The organism is Marivita cryptomonadis (genome assembly GCF_002115725.1).
Lineage (GTDB): Bacteria > Pseudomonadota > Alphaproteobacteria > Rhodobacterales > Rhodobacteraceae > Marivita > Marivita cryptomonadis.
The window spans coordinates 143,117-161,347 of sequence record NZ_JFKD01000002.1; the positions used below are offsets into that span (position 1 = coordinate 143,117).

Below are 18,231 nucleotides of genomic sequence, written 5' to 3' on the forward strand. Positions count from 1 at the left end.
GGCGTCATACGCCAGATCTGGGGGCAGAGCCAGCCCTGTCTTTGCGCCCGCTGCGCACCAAGGTGTAGACGCCGCTGCCCACAATCAAGGTGGCGCCAATCAGCGTCAACGCGTCGGGCCGTTCCCCGAAGATCAGATAGGCAAAGACCAGCGCGATCAAGAGGCGCGAATATCGGAACGGGGCCACAACCGACACTTCTCCGGTGCGCATCGCTTTGGTCAGGGCACTGTAGCCCACCAACCCTGCCAGCCCGGTGCCCATCAGCATTGTCAAGGCAGGCACACTGGGCGCGGAGATAGGGGCGCTTTCGAACATGGTGATCACGACCCCGGCGATGAAAACCATTAGAAATCCCAGAATGCCAAGCTGCGTCGCCGACACTTCGGGCGGGCTGGCGCGAGTCATCAGGTCGCGTCCGGCAAAGCCGATCATGCCCAAGATGGCAAAGACCGCTGTCGCGTCAAAGCCAGAGGGCGTGGGCCGCAGGATCAAGAGAACGCCGGCAAAGCCGATGGACATTGCTACCCAACGCCGTAGCCCGACCTTTTCCTTGAGGACCAGCGCTGCACCCAATGTGACAACCAATGGCGCTGCTTGAAGAATGGCGGATGTGGTCGACAAAGGCGCAAAGGCAAGGCTGAGGGCAAAGAACAGGCGGCCCAGAATTTCGAACGCTGACCGGATCAAAAGCGGGCCTTGGACATAGGCGCGGCTGACCAGAGGTTCCTTGATCCAGAGCGCGTAAAGAACAAAGAAGCTGGTGCCGAAGATGCCAAAGAGCATCGTCCCGACCCCGGCAGTGACATCCCCCGTACCTGTCGCTGCTTTGAAGAACGCGTCTTCTATGGCAAAGCCCAGCATGGCCAGCACCATGAACAGGCTGCCCCGCAGGTTGTCGCTCAAGACGCGTTCTTTTCGACAGTGGCAAGCAGCGTCTTGGCTGCGGCTTGTTCCGCCTGACGTTTGGACCCGGCTTTCGCCTTGGCTGTTTGGCCATCCTCGAGGCGGACCTCGATAACGAAAACCGGGGCGTGATCCGGGCCTTCTCGCGACAGTTCGCGATAGCTGGGCGGTGGCATGGCGCGGGCCTGCGCCCATTCCTGTAGGGCGGTCTTGGCATCACGCGCATCATCTTCGACGGACCCGATCCTGTCGCCCCAAAGGCGCAGAACCATGTCTTTGGCGGTGTCGAACCCGGCATCGAGATAGACCGCAGCGATCACGGCCTCCATCGCGTCGCCAAGCAACGCCTGTTTGCGCCGCCCACCAGACATCATCTCCGACCGGCCCAGTTTGAGAGAGTCTCCAAGGTCGATTTGACGTGCCACGTCAGCGCAGGTTTCTTTGCGGACAAGGGCATTGAAACGCGGGGCGAGTTGGCCTTCAGAGGCGCCTTTGTCCTCTGCCAGCAATGCTTCGGCCATAACCAGCCCAAGCACCCGGTCACCAAGAAACTCAAGCCTTTGGTTGTCTTCGCGATTTACCCCGGCGCGCGACGAATGGGTCACGGCGCGCACCAGCAATTCTGGGCGTTCGAACCGATGCCCCAAACGCGTCGAGAGCGCCTGAAGGTCAGCCGAAAGCTTCACTACTCGATCTTCTCGAAAAAGCGGTCGCCACGCCATGTCCAGAAGAACAGCATGGACGATCCGGCAGACGAGAACACGACGCGGTTTGCTTTGCCGATCATGTTTTCATAGGGCACGAAGCCGACGCCACCCGCGACGCTGGGTACGCGGCTGTCCGACGAGTTGTCGCGGTTGTCGCCCATCATGAAGTAATGGCCTTCGGGCACGCTGTAGACCGGTGTGTTGTCCGACCCTTGTGTGCCAATGTTCAGAATCGAATGTGTCCTGCCATTGGGCAACGTTTCGGCAAAGCGTTCCTTGACACAGGTGCCGCCCGTACCGACAGGTCCGTTTGCACAGCGTGGGCGCAGGCCCTGAGGGCCCTGCGGCGAGGCGGTTTCTTCAAAATCCGGTTGTTGTGCCAGTTCAACCGCGGTGCCGTTGATGTGGAGCACGCCCCGGATCATCTGAATCTCGTCACCTGGCAAGCCGATCACGCGCTTGATGAAATCGCGTCCGGAAACAGGGTGACGGAACACGGCGACATCACCGCGTTCGGGTTCCGATCCGAACAAGCGGCTGTTGTCGCCATCGGCCCAGCCACACAAATCCTTTGCATCCACGTCGATGCCGAAATTTGGCAGGTAGAGCGACGGGCAGGAGGCATAGGAATAGCCGTAGGACATCTTGTTGACGAACAAGAAATCGCCAATCAGAAGAGTGTCCTTCATTGATCCAGACGGAATCCAGAAAGGCTGGAAGAACAGGGTCCGAAACACCCCGGCGATCAGAAGGGCGTAGACGATGGTCTTGATCGTCTCGACGATCCCGCCGCTTTTCTTGGATTCAGACGCCATGTTCCTGCCTTCTGCTCGGTTGTCCCGCGCTACATGAGCGGGGGCGGCGCGGGTGTCAAGCCAAGCACCGGTTACTTAGGCCTTGCCTCGATCAGCACGGTGGCCTGCGCCCAAGGGTGATCGTCAGTCAGGGTCACGTGAATGATTGCCATATGCCCTTCGGGTGTCAGGTCATCCAGCCGCTTTTTCGCCCAGCCGGTGACCTCCATGACGGGCTGCCCTGTGTGCAGGTTGCGCACCGACATGTCTTTCCATGCGATGCCCATCCGCAGCCCAGTGCCAAGCGCCTTTGAACACGCCTCTTTGGCGGCCCAGCGTTTCGCGTAAGTGCCCGCCACATCGCGGCGGCGTTCGGCCTTGCGTTGCTCGGTTTCGGTGAACACGCGGTTGCGAAAGCGGTCGCCGAACCGTTCCAGCGTGCCTGCAATTCGGTCGATATTGGCCAGATCGGTGCCGATGCCGATGATCATGTCCCACCTCCGGTGGCTGCAAACATGGGGAAGCTGACACCCAGCGCCCAAGCTAGGATGATCCCAAGTGCAATCCCCGCCAACAGGGGCCCGGCGCGTTTGCCAAATGCGCGCCCCATCGCACCGTGGACAAAGAAAAACAGAAGGATCACGGGCGCAATGATCAGCAGGAAGAACAGCCCTTCCAGATCAAGAGCCACGGCAATGCCCAACGACACCAACAACGCGACCCGCGCCGCGATGCGCCGCCAGAGCGGTGCTTTCCAGACCAGTTGCGCATCGGCGACCATGAATGGGATTGCTCCAATGACCAAGGCGGCGATGATCGGCAGGCGTTCCGCGATCGGAAAGAAGTTGGCGCCGTAGCGGTCCAGTGCAAATCCGAACACGCCGATCCCCCAAGCGAGCAAAGCCACGAGAGCAAGTGTGAACGGCTCCACTCCGGTCCAGCCAAGCGTGAGCCGACCCCATAGCCAGCGTTGCATGGCAAGGCTGAGCAACCCAAACACACCCAGATGAATCGCCAGGTAATCTGCGACCAACACAGGCAAGACGCCGAAATCCAACGGCAGTGCGATGAAGGGCGTAAGGATTGCGGGCACAAGCAGAGTGCCGAGATATCGCAGGATACCCGGTTGATGGCTGGGTGGCAGGGGGGCTTCTGGGACGACCAGCCGCGCCAAGAGGGACGCCAGCACCGTGATGGACGCCATCAAGGCCAGAAACGCCCAGCCCGTTGGCGGGGCCGATGCCAGCGTATCGCGCCCATAGGCGCGGTTCAGCCAATCCAGCGCAGCCTGACGCCCGGCGCGGGATTGCAGGATCGACACGTGTTCTGTCCACGGCGCAAAGATTGCTGACCGGATCACATCGCCCTTTTGGATGGTTTCGCCTTCTTGCGCGTCGGCGTTCACCATCTGCACCGCATCAACGCCGAATTCCCGCAGATGCGGTTCCCACTGGCCCGAGATGAGCAGCATGTCTTTTGGCTGTTCAGTTGTCACCGCCTGCGAAAAGGCAGACAGCAGAACAAGCGGGCCGGTGTTGTCCTCCACCGCGACACGGATCAGGACATCCGTTGCCATCGAATGGCCCAACAAGGCGACAGGTGTGCCGTCAGTCAAATCGTCGATCACCGCTTGTGTCTGGTTCATCAGAAGGCGAGTTGTGCCTTCGATCTGTGTCACATCGCCTGACATCGGCACAGGATGTGTGCCGTGGCCTTCGAAGTCGAACATGTGCACGCGATACCCCGCCTGTGCGAGTGTCAGGCCGTAACCCTGCATCATCTCGCGCGATCCGGCAAATCCGTGGGCAATAACCACATTCGGTCCGTCCGCGCCGTCCTGTGCCAGTGTGGTCACCGGTGTCGGCCCAACGAAACGATCCGTGAAGGTCACGCCGGATCTGGCAACTTCGAGCACGAGGATCGAAACGCCCGCGATCAGGATCGCCAGATAAGTCAGAAGCGGGCGGGCCATACTAGCTCGTCAGGCCCGTGCGGCATCCATGAGGCGGCGCATTTCAGCGATCGCCGGTTCAAGCCCGCGGAACACCGATTCTCCGATCAGGAAGTGTCCGATATTGAGCTCGACCACCTCGGGGAAGGCTGCGACAGGTGCGACGGTGTCGTAGTTCAGCCCGTGTCCTGCATGAACTTCAAGACCCAGCGAATGGGCATAGGCGGACATCTCGCGCATCATCTCCAATTCACGATCACGGGTTTCGAAATCACCCTCGGCATGGGCGTCGCAATAGGCGCCGGTGTGCAGTTCGATGACTTGCGCGCCAATGCGATGGGCCGCTGCGATTTGGCGTTCGTCCGCACCGATGAAGATAGACACGCGGCACCCAGCCTCGCGCAGAGGGGCAATATAGCCCGCAAGCTTGTTTTCCTCGCGCGCGACCTCAAGACCACCTTCGGTCGTCCGTTCTTCGCGCTTTTCGGGGACAATGCATACCGCGTGCGGTTTGTGGCGTAGCGCGATCTTCTGCATCTCTTCGGTCGCGGCCATTTCGAAATTCAGCGGCACGCGCAGCGTTTCCATCAGGCGGTCGATGTCGCTGTCGATGATGTGGCGGCGGTCTTCACGGAGGTGCGCGGTGATGCCATCGGCGCCAGCCGCTTCTGCCAATTGAGCGGCGCGGACAGGGTCGGGAAGGTTGCCTCCACGCGCATTGCGCAGGGTGGCCACGTGGTCGATATTCACACCGAGCCGCAAGCGGCCTGCATAGTCAGTCATTCTCGCCTCCATTATTGAGGCTGAACCTAGTCCGCCGCTTGCCCGTCGTCAGCCTGTTTCTTCTTTTTCTTCAACGAGGCCAACTTGGCCTTGAGCGCGCCTTTGCGGCGGTTCTGGTAAGCGCGGATCAGCGGCACAGACAGATAGTAGCAAACCAGACCGCAAAGGATGCCGGGAAGAATGCCACCGACGAGCCAAGGAAAGAACACCTCGTCATAGAAGATGCGCAAGCCTTCCCAATTTGCGGTGGCGTCGGTGAACATGGCCACGAAGTTGCGCCAGAGGTCTTCCCCAGCCTTGGCGAACTTGTAACCGATACTGCCGTGGCTGTGCCGGATTTCCCCGAGACCCAAGAGCCAGTAGCCGGTTTGCAATGACGCCACGCTGATGGGCACATAGGTCAGCGGATTGCCGAAAAAGGTGGACAGCAGTGCAGCTAGGATGTTGCCGCGCATCACCCAAGCGATGATGCCAGCCGTGATAAAATGAAGGCCGTAAAACGGGGTGAAGGTCGTCAAGACGCCAGCAAAGATGCCGCGTGCAATCCGTTCCGGGGGATCGGGCAGGCGGTTCAAACGGTGCTGGACATACCGTGCGGCACGAGTCCAGCCGCCGCGCGGCCAAAGCGCCTCACGGAGGGTGGTCAAGATCGACCGCCTGTCCCGCCGTTTGAATACCAACTCGCGTCCCTTCGATCTTCTTATTCGGCCGCAGCCGCTTGAGTCGACAATGCAGGATTCCGCCGCCGAACCACGGACGCTACATCACTTTCCGCTCCGAGCGCCGACATGACCGCGTGGAGATGGTTTGCATCACTCAGGTCGATGTCTAGAAGCAGTTTGTAAAAGTCCGGTTTGCGATCCACAAAAATCAGGTCAGAGATATTGGCCTTTTTTTCTCCGATCAATGTGCAAATCCGTCCCAGTACACCGGCATCGTTGCCGATCGTCAGTTCAAGGGAAACCGCATAGACTGGTGGGTGGTTCCCCGCAGCCCAATGCAGATCAAGCCAGCGCGACGGATGATCTTCGTAGGCTGCCAGCGCGCCACAGTCGATCGAATGAACGGTCACGCCTTTGCCGCGTTGGACGATTCCAACGATCCTTTCACCGGGAAGGGGTTGGCAACACGGCGCACGATCAAAGGCCTGGCCCTTGCCGAGGCCGATGACGGCGCTTTGCATTTCGATGAAATCGGATGGTTCCGGTGCCAGATCGGGGTAAACGGCGGCGACCACTTCGCGCGCCGACATCTCCGCGCTGCCTAGGCGCGCCAGAAGCTCTTGCGCGTCCGGGATACGCAGGTTGCGTGCAGCCATTTCGAGAACCTTGTCGCTGGCTTTTTTGCCAACGTTTTCGAACGCGGAGCGCGCCAATTCGCGGCCCAATTGCGCGTAGCGTTCGCGCCCCGCCTCGCGAAGTTCGCGTCGGATGGCTGATTTCGCCTTGCCCGTCGTTGCGATGTCCAACCACGTCGCCTGCGGGCTTTGGCCTTCGGCGGTGACGATATCGACGGATTGTCCGTTCTTGAGACGGGTCCAAAGCGGCACGCGGATGCCATCGACTTTGGCACCGACGCAGCCGGAACCGATCCGAGTGTGGATTGCATATGCGAAATCCAGAGGTGTTGCGCCTCGTGGCAGTTTCACCACGTCACCTTTCGGTGTGAAGCAAAACACCTTGTCGGGATACATCTCGAGTTTGACCGCTTCGAGGAAGTCTTCGTGATCATCCTCGCCGTCGAACTGTTCAGTCAGCGACGCCACCCACTTTGCCGGGTCCACCGCAAACGGGTTCTCGCTACGGACACCGTCGCGATAGGACCAATGTGCGGCGACCCCGGTTTCAGCAACGTCGTGCATCTGGCGGGTGCGAATCTGCACCTCGACGCGCTTGCCATCACGGCCTGAAACAGTTGTGTGAATCGACCGATAGCCGTTTGATTTGGGTTCGCTGATGTAATCCTTGAAGCGCCCTGGAATCGCGCGCCACCTTTGGTGAATCACGCCCAGTGTGGCATAGCATTCTGCCTTGGAGCGCGTGATGATCCGAAAACCGTAGATGTCGGACAAACGGGAAAACCCGATCTCTTTCTCCTGCATCTTGCGCCAGATCGAATAGGGTTTCTTGGCGCGGCCGAACACTTCGGCGTCGATGCCCGCCTTTTCCAATTCGTGCCGCATGTCGCCGGTGATCCGGTGGATCACGTCGCCAGTTTCCTTTTGCAGCGTGATGAAGCGGCGGATGATGCTGGCGCGGCCTTCTGGGTTCAGGACCCGAAACGCCAGATCCTCCAGCTCTTCTCGCATCCATTGCATCCCCATGCGACCTGCGAGAGGCGCATAGATGTCCATCGTTTCGCGGGCTTTCTGGATTTGCTTTTCTGGCCGCATCGCCTTGATTGTCCGCATGTTGTGCAGACGGTCGGCAAGTTTGACGAGAATGACTCGTAAATCCTTCGACATGGCCATGAAGAGCTTGCGGAAGTTCTCGGCTTGTTTGGTCTCGGAACTGGAAAGCTGGAGATTGGTCAGCTTGGTGACGCCATCGACCAGCATGGCAACCTCATTGCCGAATCGCGTGGCCACCTCGGAATAAGTGGATTTTGTGTCTTCGATGGTGTCGTGGAGAAGGGCGGTGATGATCGTTGCATCATCAAGCTGTTGCTCGGTCAGAATGGCGGCGACAGCGACAGGGTGCGAGAAATAGGGTTCGCCGGAATGACGGAACTGACCTTCATGCATCTCGCGGCCATAATCATAGGCCGCGCGAATGAGCACCTCGTTAGTCTTTGGGTTGTAGTTGCGCACCAGCGCAACAAGGTCGTCAGCCGCGATCATCGGCGCCTCATTCTCATGCGGCCCGCATCGCGGCAGGCCTTAGCCCTGACCCTGCGCCTCCATCAGCGCGCGGAGCAGTTTTTCTTCGGAAAGATCGTCGTCGGCGGGCCTGTCGGGTTCTGCACCCATCAGCAGCGCCATTGCGTCTTCTTCCGGCTCGTCGACTTCGATTTGTGTCTGGTTCGATTCGATCAGACGTTCGCGAAGTTCGTCCGCTGACTGAGTTTCGTCCGCAATTTCACGAAGCGCAACAACGGGGTTCTTGTCATTGTCGCGATCGACCGTGATTGCAGCACCAGCAGACACTTCGCGGGCGCGATGCGCCGCAAGCATAACGAGCTCAAAACGATTTGGGACTTTGTCTACGCAATCTTCAACCGTCACGCGGGCCATGGGAACTCCAATTCATCGGGCAGCCTTTGAGAGATTGCTAGATATCGCTGTGATAGGCTGAATACAAGTCGATATCAGGATTCGAGCACAACAATCTCGGCCAGAACCTCTGGCGCAAGCGCATTGCACATCTCGATCACAGTCTTTTTCAGGACCGGATGCGTCCATTCTGCCGCAATATCCCTAAGCGGCACAAGAACAAATGCACGGTCTTGCAATCTGGGGTGTGGCAAAATCAGATCGGTTGGGGCCGCTTGTCGCTGCAAATCTGGCGACAGTGTGCACCAATGTTCAAAAGTCGCCAAATCGGGCAAGACCGAGTCGCCACAGGCAACCAAATCCAGGTCAAGCGTGCGCATTCCCCAACGCTGGAGGCGTTCGCGACCATGCTTTGCTTCGATTTCATGAAGGTGCGCGAGCATATCTTTGGATGTCAGGTCAGACTTAAGATGTACGGCCGCATTGATATAATCTGGCCCTGCACCAGCCGGAAAACACGGCGTGCGATAAAATGCGCTTATACTCTCAACCATCATATTTCTTTGGCCAAAGTCACTGATGGCAGCATTCAGAGTGTCGCTTGGCGAACACTTGCCTGACGGCAAATTCGCGCCCATGGCGATGTAAAAATCATTCATAATTTTGTCATATGTGCGAGACTGTCCGAAATTCTCACCTTGCGATGCTATGTCAAACCATTAAATCACCGGACGCGACTTGGCCATGCGCCCTCGGATCCACCACTCCCGATTGCCGGTCCGGTCGCGTCTATTTTTGAAAGGCTCAATTCATGTTCTACAAAGACGAGCGTTTGGCGCTGTTCATTGATGGTTCAAATCTCTACGCGGCCGCTAAGTCGCTTGGGTTCGACATCGACTACAAGCTGTTGCGTCAGGAGTTCGTGCGCCGAGGCAAACTTCTGCGCGCATTCTACTACACAGCGCTTCTGGAAAATGACGAGTATTCGCCGATCCGCCCCTTGGTTGATTGGCTTCATTACAACGGTTTCAACATGCGTACGAAACCGGCCAAGGAATATACCGACAGCCAAGGTCGCCGGAAGGTCAAAGGCAACATGGATATCGAACTCACCGTCGATGCCATGGAACTGGCCGAGCACGTGGATCACATTGTCCTTTTCTCGGGCGATGGCGATTTCCGTCCGTTGATTGAAAGCCTGCAACGCAAGGGCGTTCGGGTGTCTGTCGTGTCCACGATCCGCAGCCAGCCGCCAATGATCGCGGATGAACTGCGCCGTCAGGCTGACAACTTTATCGAACTTGACGAACTGCGCGATGTCATCGGCCGCCCACCGCGCGATCCGATGCCTGAGCGTCAGCCCGTTGCGGCCGAACAGGACTAAAGCTTGATCCTGCCCCGGATGCCTTATGTGGAGTGATCTGCTCTCACTCGGCAGTCTTTTCATCGTGGCGTTCGGGGCGGCGACCATTCTTCCGTTCCAATCCGAAATCGTGTTCGTTGCGCTTCAATTGCGCGGCGACATTCCGATTGAATGGATCATCCTCTTTGCCAGTGTTGGAAACATTCTCGGTTCCGGGCTCAACTATGCTTTGGGGAGGGTGATCGAACGGTATCGTGGGCGACGCTGGTTCCCGGTGTCGGACGCACAGTTGGACAAAGCGCGGGCATGGTATCTCAAATGGGGAGTCTGGACGCTTTTGTTCAGTTGGGCCCCTTTAGGCGACGCGTTGACCATTGTGGCCGGGGTCATGCGGACTAACGTCTGGCTGTTTTTTCTGTTGGTCAGTATTGCCAAGACAGTGCGCTATATCGTGGTCGCCTTGGTTACGGCTGCTGCGTTCTGATTTCGGTGGCGACCTGGGCCAAAGGCAGGTCGCGCGCAGCGCGGGTTATTCCCAAAACCATCAAAGCAGTGGTAACGCAGAAATACGCGGCGACGCCGATGAACTGCGTTTCAATGCCGACGCCGACGTCGATCAACAAGCCCGTCACGCCGGGGCCTATGGCGGACCCCAGAACCATCACCGCCGTTGCCATCGACTTGATCGCACCGATATGGGCTGTGCCATAGAACTCTGCCCAGAATGCGTTAGGCAGAGTCGAATTTGCACCTGACGTGATCCCGAGGAAGACAAACCCCAAGGCAAGCACGGCAGGGCTTTCGCTAACGGCGAACAGTAGAAATGCCACGACCATCGGCAATTGATAGAACGGCGTCAACCGCGCGGTCCCCAGCTTGTCCAACGCCCAACCTGACACCACCATCGAGGTGATGCCGACGGCGGTATAAAGCGGAAAGAAGCTCACGAAGACCAGATGCTCGAGCCCCTTGACCTCTGAGACATGGACCTGATGGAAAAAGAAAGCCGTGTTGAACGCAGCCGGGCCAAGAACAGCGGGAACCATGCACCAAAACAGCGGGTGGCGCAGCACGTCCATGCGGCGCCAATGCCGACCGGACATCCCAAAGGAGACATCCGTTTCCGCGTGTGAGGCTGGCGTGCGTTCCTGCGCCAAGAGCCGACCGAGGATCGGAACCGCGCCAATGCAAATCACGGCACCCAGGATCCAAAGGTTCTGCCATGCCATCATCGTCATGGCGGCCACAACGGTCAAAGGAACCAAGGCCTCACCAACGGCAAACCCCAATGTTGCAATCGACAACGCGCGCCCGCGTGTGGCAACGAACCAACGCGCCATTGCGACAACTGCGATATGGGAACACATGCCCTGACCGAAAAAGCGCAGTGCAAAGATGATCACGGGCAGCGCCCAGACCCATGGGTTGAACGCCATGGCCAAACAAGACAGCGCCAGCCCTACGAGCACCACCGGCCCCAGAAGCCGCACGCGGAAAAGATCGGTCAGACCCCCGGCCCAGACCATCACCGCCGCAGATGCCATTGTGCCGACCATGTAGATGCCGCCCCAAGCCCCATGGCTCAGATCAAAGGCCAACCGAATTTCCCCTGCGAAAAGCGAGATGAAATAGGTCTGCCCAAAGGACGACAGGAAGGTGAGCATGGCACCAGCCGTCAGAAAGGGCGCATTGGCGCGGAGATACTCAGTCAGGCGCATGACACCGCCATGACTCCAACATCACGCCGTTGCAAGCGGCAAACGTTTAGAAGCAGGCAGTGTTTGCGGCGCGCATTGTTAGGGAAGAACGCGGGCGTTGATCTCGTTATGGATGTCCTGGATTTCAGTTGGCCACGTGCTCTTGATGTACCCCAAGATGCTGGCGATCTCATCATCGCGCAGAACGTCCCCGAATCCGATCATGTTCGACTTGTATGTCCCTCCGACGATCGCTTCGGTGCCGTCGCGCACAATCCGCATCAACAAGGCATTGTCATGGTGCCACGTGTGACCGGTTTCATCATGTGGCGGCGCAGGAAGGTAGCCATCAGCATCACGATCTTGCCAATTGGGCTGCTGCCCTTCGAGGTTAGCGCCATGACAGCTTGCGCAATAATCAACGTAGAGCGCGGCACCTTCTGCAACGCGCGCTACGTCAGTATAAGGCAGATTGGGCCGCACATCCTCCGAGGTCCATGCAGGGGAAATCCAGATCGCACCAATGGCAATCATGGCCGCAGTCAGGCCTGTGATGATAGGTTTTTTCATAGGCACTCCTTGTAATTGTTGACGTCTATCGCGGGCTTCCCGCGCAGGAAGGTCAACTCACACCTAAGTGAAAGGCGCATTCCACTGGAAACGGGACCGCTGAGGCTTTAGGTCTTGGGCAAGACGGAGACCGACATGACCAAACCGCCCCTGACCCTATACCTTGCTGCGCCGCGTGGCTTTTGCGCCGGTGTGGACCGCGCGATCAAGATCGTTGAGATGGCGCTCGAAAAATGGGGTGCGCCTGTCTATGTGCGACACGAGATCGTGCACAACAAATACGTGGTTGATGGCCTGCGTGACAAAGGTGCGGTGTTTGTCGAGGAACTGGAAGATTGCCCCGATGACCGACCGGTGATCTTTTCCGCGCATGGCGTGCCCAAGGCGGTGCCCGCCGAGGCAGCCAAGCGCGAAATGATCTATGTCGATGCGACATGCCCGTTGGTCAGCAAGGTTCATATCGAAGCAGCGCGGCACCATGAAAACGGTTTGCAGATGATCATGATCGGTCACGAAGGCCACCCGGAAACCGTCGGCACCATGGGTCAATTGCCTGAAGGCGAAGTTTTGCTTGTAGAAACCGTCGAGGACGTGGCCACCGTTCAGGTGCGTGATCCCGAACGATTGGCTTTTGTCACGCAAACCACGCTGAGCGTCGACGATACCATCGACATCGTGGCAGCCCTGCACGCCCGCTTCCCCAAGATCGTCGGCCCGCACAAGGAAGACATCTGTTACGCAACCACCAACCGCCAGGAAGCGGTCAAGGCAATGGCCCCAAAATGCGATGCCATGCTGGTCGTCGGTGCGCCCAATTCGTCAAATTCAAAACGGTTGGTCGAGGTGGGCAGCAAAGCAGGTTGCGCTTATTCGCAGCTTGTCCAACGTGCGCCCGACATCGACTGGCGGGCGCTTGAAGGGATCGCAAGCGTTGGCATCACCGCAGGGGCCAGTGCACCTGAAGAGCTGATCACCGAGGTGATCGACGCGTTCCGGGATCGGTACAATGTGACGGTGGAGATGGTAGAAACAGCAGTCGAGAACGTGGAGTTCAAGGTGCCCCGCGTGTTGCGCGTGCCCGCATAACGGTGCGCGCAAGCACATATTCTACTGGTTGAGTGGTGATGTAGAGTGCGTGTTTACACGCACCTCTTATTTTTTCCCACCCGGTTTTCCGCCCGGTTTACCACCGAACTTGCCAGCAGGTTTCCCACCCGGCTTCCCACCGAATTTACCCGTAGGTTTCCCACCCGGTTTCGCAGCTCCCGCACGCGGTTTGCGCATGCTTTGTGAAGGATCACCTGCATTGGCGCGGGCGGCGGCACGGGCGATGTTCTTTTTGCTGTCGGGGCGGCCTTCGGGTGGGGGCGGACCTTTGGGTTTGCCTTTGCCCTTGTAGGGCTGCGCCTGAAACTCGCTTTCGGAGCGACGCGGTGGACGGTCACCGCTCGGCTTGTCGTCGTACGGCTTACGCTCGCGGGCCGGACCGTCAGATTTGCCTTGATAGGGCTTACGCTCGCGCGCTGGGCCATCAGACTTCCCGTAAGGTTTGCCCGCCGGCTTGCGATCCGCCGGTTTCGGCTTGCGGGCGCGCGGTGTGGGTGCGTCGTTCCAGTCGATTGGGGCTGCCGATTTAGGGGCCGGTTTGGCCGCAACCTCTTGAGCGGCCTCGACCGCCGGTTTTGCCCGCTCTTCGCGGGGCTCACGCTTGGGCCGATCATCGTAGGACTTGCGCTCGGGTTTGTCGCCATAGGGCTTGCGCTCGGGCTTCGGGCCGCGGTTTGCGGCAGGTCTTGCCCCACGATCAAAATCAGGCGCCTTGTCGAGCTTGGTCAGGGTCACGCCCTTTTCCAACTCCATGGAAGGTCCAACCGCGTTCAGCAAGCGCGCTACCGACGATTCTTTGATCTGCACCAGCGAATGATCCTGCTGGATGCGAATCGCGCCAATGTCGTCCTTGCTCAGATCGCCTGCACCGCAGACCATCGGCAGAATGCGGCGCGGTTCGGCGTCTGCAGCACGCCCCCCAGACACAGCAAACCAAACGCTTGGACCAAACTCTTCACGCTTTTCAGGTTTGGCGCCGGGATCCGACAATTCCTCGGGCGCGGTGTGCTGTTCGCGGAACATGCGCAGATAAGCCGCCGCGATCTGCTCGGGCGTCTTTTCCGCAACAAGCCGGGTCACTACGGTTTCCTCGGTTTCACCAACAGGTGTCTCCCATGCGGGGTCAGCAAACATGCGATCTTCGTCCCGCTCCAACACCTCATCCGCCGAAGGTGCGGATCCCCAGTCGGATTTCAGCTTGGCCATACTCAGAATGCGCTCGGCCTTCTTGCGCACCTTGGGTGTCACGATCAGCGCTGACACACCCTTGCGCCCGGCACGGCCCGTCCGGCCCGAGCGGTGCAACAGCGTTTCATGGTTCGACGGCAGTTCGGCGTGGACCACCAGGTCGAGGTTTGGAAGGTCGATACCGCGTGCGGCAACGTCTGTCGCCACGCAGACCTGCGCCCGACCATCGCGCATGGCTTGCAGCGCGTGGGTACGTTCGGTCTGAGACAGTTCACCTGAAAGTGCCACGACCTGAAATCCGCGATTCGACAAGCGGGTGGTCAGGCGGTTCACCATCGCGCGGGTGTTGGCAAAAACAATCGCGTTGGGGGCTTCGTAATACCGCAGCGTATTGATCACAGCGTTGTCAGTATCGCGGTCGCTCACCATCATGGCGCGGTAGGCGATATCGGCATGTTGGCTTGTTTCAGACTTGGTGACGACTCGGATCGCATCGCGCTGGTAGCTTTTCGCCAGCTTCGCAATCATCGGCGGCACGGTGGCCGAGAAGAGCAGCGTCTGACGGTCTTCGGGGGCTTCGCCCAGAATGAATTCAAGGTCTTCGCGGAAGCCCAGATCGAGCATTTCGTCGGCCTCGTCCAGCACAACGGCGCGACACTGCGACAGGTCGATGGAGCTGCGCATGATGTGGTCGCGCAGGCGGCCCGGAGTCGCGACGACGATATGCGCGCCACGCTCTAGCGCGCGGCGTTCGTCGCGCATGTCCATGCCGCCAACAGTTGACGCCATGACTACACCGGCTTGAGCGTAAAGCCATGCCAGTTCGCGTTTTACCTGCATTGCCAATTCACGTGTCGGCGCGATCACCAATGCCAAAGGCGCACCCGCAGGGCCGAATGCTTCGTCCTCGAGAATCGTCGGCGCAATGGCAAGGCCGAAGCCCAATGTCTTGCCCGATCCTGTCTGCGCCGAGACCAAAAGGTCCGCACCGACATATCCGGGATTGAGAACCGCCTCCTGAACCGGGGTCAGCGTTTCGTATCCACGGGCATCAAGGGCATCTTGCAGGGCTTTTTTCACGAGGGTCGTCTTCTTTGTATCAGCAGCCCGTCAGTGGGCCAAAGCGCGCGTCTAGATCATTGTCCGCCAAATGTATAGCGTCATCACAGCACACCCAGAGAGGATCCGCTATGCTTTCCCTGCAATTCCTTCTGACGGCGTTTGTCGTGGTCATCGCACCCGGAACCGGCGTCATCTATACGCTCGCCATCGGATTGGGGCAGGGGCGTTGGCCGTCGATCTGGGCCGCACTGGGATGCACCGTCGGGATCGTGCCGCATTTGCTGGCCGCGACTCTGGGCCTTGCGGCGGTGCTGCATACGTCTGCGGTGTTGTTCAACATGGTGAAGTTCGCCGGTGTCGCCTACCTGCTCTGGCTGGCTTGGCAGGCGGTGCGCTCGGGTGGTGCGCTTTCGGTGTCCGCCGAAAAGCAGGCTGAGACAGGTTTGCGCATTGCGCGACGCGGCGCTCTGATCAACATTTTGAACCCCAAGCTGTCGATTTTCTTTCTCGCATTGCTGCCACCGTTCCTGTCGGGAAACCCGGCGACCGCAACGGTGGAAATGGCGCTGATGGGCGGGGTTTTCATGCTGATGACCTTCGTGGTCTTTGTCCTTTACGGCGTGTTCGCAGCGGCGGCGCGCACATGGCTCTTGGGCAGCGAACGTGTCATGCGGTGGCTCAATCGGTCCTTTGCGGCGCTCTTCGCCGCCCTTGCTGGACGGTTGGCGCTCGAACGCGCCTGAGCTATGTCGCGGCCCAGAATATAACGATGGACCAACAATGACTCAGATACCCCGTTCCGCGCTTATCCTTGGCCTTGCCGGCGTGATCCCGTTTGCATGGGGCGCGCTTACGCTGCTGTCTGATGCGGCATCGCAGTGGGGGATGGATATTCTGGGGCCAAGGTTCATCGGGCCCTATGTGCAGCTCAGCTACGGCATGGTGATCCTAAGCTTTATGTCCGGGGTGCTGTGGGGCTTTGCCACCAAGGCCAAGGACGGGCAGGCGGCAACGGGCTATGCGCTGTCGGTCATCCCCGCGCTGTGGGCGTTCTTTATGACTGGCGGAGGGCCGGTGTCTGCCGGAACAAACCTGATCTTTGGATTTCTGGGACTTCTGGTGCTGGACTTCGCCTTCTGGAAATGGGGCCTCGCGCCGGCATGGTGGATGCAGCTGCGTGTCTTGCTGACCGGGCTGGTCGTTCTATCCCTCTCGGTCGGAGTGTTCCTGTGACCGACCGCGAAACCGTTGCCGTCTATGATGCCCGCGCAGGCGACTATGCCAAACTTGACCCTTCAGACACACCAAGCGAAACGCTCGCGACGTTCATAGCTGCTTTGCCTACACATGCGCGAGTTCTTGACCTTGGATGCGGGCCGGGTACGTCGGCGCGGCACATGGCGCGCGCGGGTTGCATGGTTGATGCGCTGGATGCCTCGGCTGAGATGATCGCGCTGGCGTCGGCCATTGAAGGCGTCAAAGCGCAACTGGCGAGTTTCGACGACATCAGCGGCACCGCAATCTATGATGGCGTTTGGGCCAATTTCAGCCTTCTTCACGCTGCGCGTTCTGATATGCGCAAGCATCTGACGGCCATCCACACGGCGTTGAAATCTGGCGGTCTGTTTCACATTGCGGTCAAAGAGGGCATTGGCGAAGGCCGTGATGCCCTTGGCCGACATTACACCTATTACACCGAACCCGACCTGACCGCACTCTTGCAAACGGCTGGGTTTTCCGTCGGTCCCTATCGACGCGGGCGTGACAAAGGGCTAAGCGGCACCGACGACAACTGGATCTCTGTAACTGCACATGCCTGACCTGTATGCCTATACCGACGGAGCCTGTTCCGGAAACCCCGGACCGGGCGGTTGGGGTGTGCTGATGCAGGCCAAAGATGGCGACACAGTGGTCAAGGAGCGCACCCTGTCCGGGGGCGAGGCGAACACCACCAATAACCGTATGGAGCTTCTTGCGGCGATCCACGCGTTGGAAACCCTGTCGCGCCCGTCCTCGCTGACCATTGTGACCGACAGCGCCTATGTGAAGAACGGCGTGACCAGTTGGATTCATGGCTGGAAGCGCAATGGCTGGAAGACTGCCAACAAGAAGCCGGTCAAGAATGTAGAACTCTGGCAGCGTCTGGACGAAGCCCAGCAGCGCCATGATGTGACCTGGGAATGGGTCAAGGGCCATGCAGGCCACCCCGAAAACGAACGCGCCGATGAATTGGCACGCGAAGGTATGAAGCCGTTCAAAAAAGGCGCGGCGTGACCCTGATCGCGTGGATCGATCATGCGGCTGTGTTGGTCTTTGCCTTGACTGGCGCTTTGGTCGCCAGCCGCGCACAGCTTGATATCATTGGCTTCGCCTTTCTCGCGATCCTGACCGGCGTTGGCGGTGGCACGGTCCGCGATGTGCTGCTGGATCGAAACCCGGTGTTCTGGATGGCGGATCCCACCTATCTGGGTGTGGCTGTGATCGCCGCCTTCGTGGTCTTCTTCACCGCGCACCTGTTCGAAAGCCGCTACAAGGCGATCCTTTGGCTCGACGCTGCGGCGTTGGCCTTTGCCGTCGCGGCGGGCGCCAACATTGCCGCTACTCTTGGGCAAAGCGCGGCCATCGTCGTGGCCATGGGTACAGTCACTGGTTGTCTAGGCGGGTTGATGCGCGACGTGGTTGCAAACGAGGTGCCGCTGGTCCTGAAACAGGGTGAGCTTTACGTGACCTGCGCTGTCGCCGGGGCGTCGGTGATGGCTTTCGCGCCAATGCTTGGCCTTAGTCAGACGACAACCGTGCTGGCCGCCGCCGCAATCACCTTTGCTCTGCGCGCAGGCTCAATCGCATTCGGATGGAGCCTGCCGGTCTATAAATCCCGCCCACCGCGCAACTGA

Annotated in this window: 21 protein-coding genes; 8 read left to right on the plus strand and 13 right to left on the minus strand. The window is 59.2% G+C overall.

The window, feature by feature from the left end; genetic code table 11:
• Nucleotides 1-4: 4 nt before the first annotated feature.
• The 10 genes from MCRY_RS02515 to folK all read right to left on the minus strand — a co-directional run bounded on the left by MCRY_RS02515 (nt 5) and on the right by folK (nt 9,009).
• Complete coding sequence (locus tag MCRY_RS02515) at nt 5-904, minus strand: DMT family transporter (protein ID WP_085627906.1); 900 nt, start codon at nt 902-904, stop codon at nt 5-7.
• The gene (gene rnc / locus MCRY_RS02520) at nt 901-1,590 is read right to left on the minus strand and encodes a ribonuclease III (RefSeq protein WP_085627907.1); all 690 of its coding nucleotides are present in this window, start codon (nt 1,588-1,590) and stop codon (nt 901-903) included. Before rnc ends, MCRY_RS02515 begins: the two co-directional genes overlap by 4 nt.
• The gene (gene lepB, locus MCRY_RS02525; protein WP_085627908.1) at nt 1,590-2,426 is read right to left on the minus strand and encodes a signal peptidase I; all 837 of its coding nucleotides are present in this window, start codon (nt 2,424-2,426) and stop codon (nt 1,590-1,592) included. The genes rnc and lepB overlap by 1 nt, the downstream gene beginning before the upstream one ends.
• A 71-nt stretch (nt 2,427-2,497) precedes the next feature.
• Nucleotides 2,498-2,896: a holo-ACP synthase gene (acpS, locus tag MCRY_RS02530; RefSeq protein WP_085627909.1), complete on the minus strand. Its 399-nt coding sequence runs from the start codon at nt 2,894-2,896 to the stop codon at nt 2,498-2,500.
• Nucleotides 2,893-4,377: an alpha/beta hydrolase gene (locus MCRY_RS02535; RefSeq protein ID WP_085627910.1), complete on the minus strand. Its 1,485-nt coding sequence runs from the start codon at nt 4,375-4,377 to the stop codon at nt 2,893-2,895. The genes acpS and MCRY_RS02535 overlap by 4 nt, the downstream gene beginning before the upstream one ends.
• Nucleotides 4,378-4,386: 9 nt before the next feature.
• The gene (locus tag MCRY_RS02540; protein ID WP_085627911.1) at nt 4,387-5,139 is read right to left on the minus strand and encodes a pyridoxine 5'-phosphate synthase; all 753 of its coding nucleotides are present in this window, start codon (nt 5,137-5,139) and stop codon (nt 4,387-4,389) included.
• 26 nt (nt 5,140-5,165) lie between these two features.
• Nucleotides 5,166-5,819: a DUF2062 domain-containing protein gene (locus tag MCRY_RS02545; protein WP_085627912.1), complete on the minus strand. Its 654-nt coding sequence runs from the start codon at nt 5,817-5,819 to the stop codon at nt 5,166-5,168.
• A gap of 20 nt (nt 5,820-5,839) precedes the next feature.
• Entirely contained in the window at nt 5,840-7,978 is a 2,139-nt protein-coding gene (locus tag MCRY_RS02550; protein ID WP_085627913.1) for a RelA/SpoT family protein, read from the minus strand.
• A 39-nt stretch (nt 7,979-8,017) separates the two neighbouring features.
• Complete coding sequence (gene rpoZ, locus MCRY_RS02555; protein WP_085627914.1) at nt 8,018-8,371, minus strand: DNA-directed RNA polymerase subunit omega; 354 nt, start codon at nt 8,369-8,371, stop codon at nt 8,018-8,020.
• Nucleotides 8,372-8,445: 74 nt separating this feature from the next.
• Nucleotides 8,446-9,009: a 2-amino-4-hydroxy-6-hydroxymethyldihydropteridine diphosphokinase gene (gene folK, locus MCRY_RS02560; protein WP_085627915.1), complete on the minus strand. Its 564-nt coding sequence runs from the start codon at nt 9,007-9,009 to the stop codon at nt 8,446-8,448.
• 152 nt (nt 9,010-9,161) lie between these two features.
• Here folK and MCRY_RS02565 point away from each other — a divergent pair, with 152 nt between their 5' ends.
• Together MCRY_RS02565 and MCRY_RS02570 are read left to right on the plus strand one after the other, a co-directional pair.
• Nucleotides 9,162-9,734: a LabA-like NYN domain-containing protein gene (locus tag MCRY_RS02565; RefSeq protein ID WP_085627916.1), complete on the plus strand. Its 573-nt coding sequence runs from the start codon at nt 9,162-9,164 to the stop codon at nt 9,732-9,734.
• 25 nt (nt 9,735-9,759) lie between these two features.
• Nucleotides 9,760-10,197, plus strand: coding sequence for a YqaA family protein (locus tag MCRY_RS02570; RefSeq protein WP_085627917.1), 438 nt, complete (start codon nt 9,760-9,762; stop codon nt 10,195-10,197).
• Here the strand turns inward: MCRY_RS02570 and MCRY_RS02575 are convergent.
• Both MCRY_RS02575 and MCRY_RS02580 read right to left on the minus strand, forming a co-directional pair.
• On the minus strand, nt 10,178-11,431 hold the full coding sequence (locus MCRY_RS02575) for an MFS transporter (RefSeq protein WP_085627918.1): 1,254 nt from the start codon (nt 11,429-11,431) through the stop codon (nt 10,178-10,180). The genes MCRY_RS02570 and MCRY_RS02575 overlap by 20 nt on opposite strands.
• A gap of 78 nt (nt 11,432-11,509) precedes the next feature.
• Nucleotides 11,510-11,980 carry a c-type cytochrome gene (locus tag MCRY_RS02580; RefSeq protein ID WP_085627919.1) on the minus strand — a complete coding sequence of 157 codons (471 nt, stop codon included), beginning with the start codon at nt 11,978-11,980 and terminating at the stop codon, nt 11,510-11,512.
• A gap of 135 nt (nt 11,981-12,115) precedes the next feature.
• Here MCRY_RS02580 and ispH point away from each other — a divergent pair, with 135 nt between their 5' ends.
• On the plus strand, nt 12,116-13,066 hold the full coding sequence (gene ispH / locus MCRY_RS02585; protein ID WP_085627920.1) for a 4-hydroxy-3-methylbut-2-enyl diphosphate reductase: 951 nt from the start codon (nt 12,116-12,118) through the stop codon (nt 13,064-13,066).
• Nucleotides 13,067-13,132: 66 nt separating this feature from the next.
• Here the strand turns inward: ispH and MCRY_RS02590 are convergent, their stop codons facing one another.
• Nucleotides 13,133-15,355 carry a DEAD/DEAH box helicase gene (locus MCRY_RS02590; RefSeq protein ID WP_085627921.1) on the minus strand — a complete coding sequence of 741 codons (2,223 nt, stop codon included), beginning with the start codon at nt 15,353-15,355 and terminating at the stop codon, nt 13,133-13,135.
• Nucleotides 15,356-15,465: 110 nt separating this feature from the next.
• Here MCRY_RS02590 and MCRY_RS02595 point away from each other — a divergent pair, with 110 nt between their 5' ends.
• The 5 genes from MCRY_RS02595 to MCRY_RS02615 are packed head-to-tail and all read left to right on the plus strand — an operon-like array spanning nt 15,466 to nt 18,231.
• Nucleotides 15,466-16,080, plus strand: coding sequence for a LysE family translocator (locus MCRY_RS02595; protein ID WP_085627922.1), 615 nt, complete (start codon nt 15,466-15,468; stop codon nt 16,078-16,080).
• A 37-nt stretch (nt 16,081-16,117) separates the two neighbouring features.
• Nucleotides 16,118-16,570, plus strand: a complete 453-nt coding sequence (locus MCRY_RS02600; RefSeq protein ID WP_085627923.1) for a DUF3429 domain-containing protein — start codon at nt 16,118-16,120, stop codon at nt 16,568-16,570.
• Nucleotides 16,567-17,157: a class I SAM-dependent DNA methyltransferase gene (locus MCRY_RS02605; protein WP_085627924.1), complete on the plus strand. Its 591-nt coding sequence runs from the start codon at nt 16,567-16,569 to the stop codon at nt 17,155-17,157. The genes MCRY_RS02600 and MCRY_RS02605 overlap by 4 nt, the downstream gene beginning before the upstream one ends.
• Nucleotides 17,150-17,611, plus strand: a complete 462-nt coding sequence (rnhA, locus tag MCRY_RS02610; RefSeq protein ID WP_085627925.1) for a ribonuclease HI — start codon at nt 17,150-17,152, stop codon at nt 17,609-17,611. The genes MCRY_RS02605 and rnhA overlap by 8 nt, the downstream gene beginning before the upstream one ends.
• Nucleotides 17,608-18,231 carry a trimeric intracellular cation channel family protein gene (locus MCRY_RS02615; protein ID WP_085627926.1) on the plus strand — a complete coding sequence of 208 codons (624 nt, stop codon included), beginning with the start codon at nt 17,608-17,610 and terminating at the stop codon, nt 18,229-18,231. The genes rnhA and MCRY_RS02615 overlap by 4 nt, the downstream gene beginning before the upstream one ends.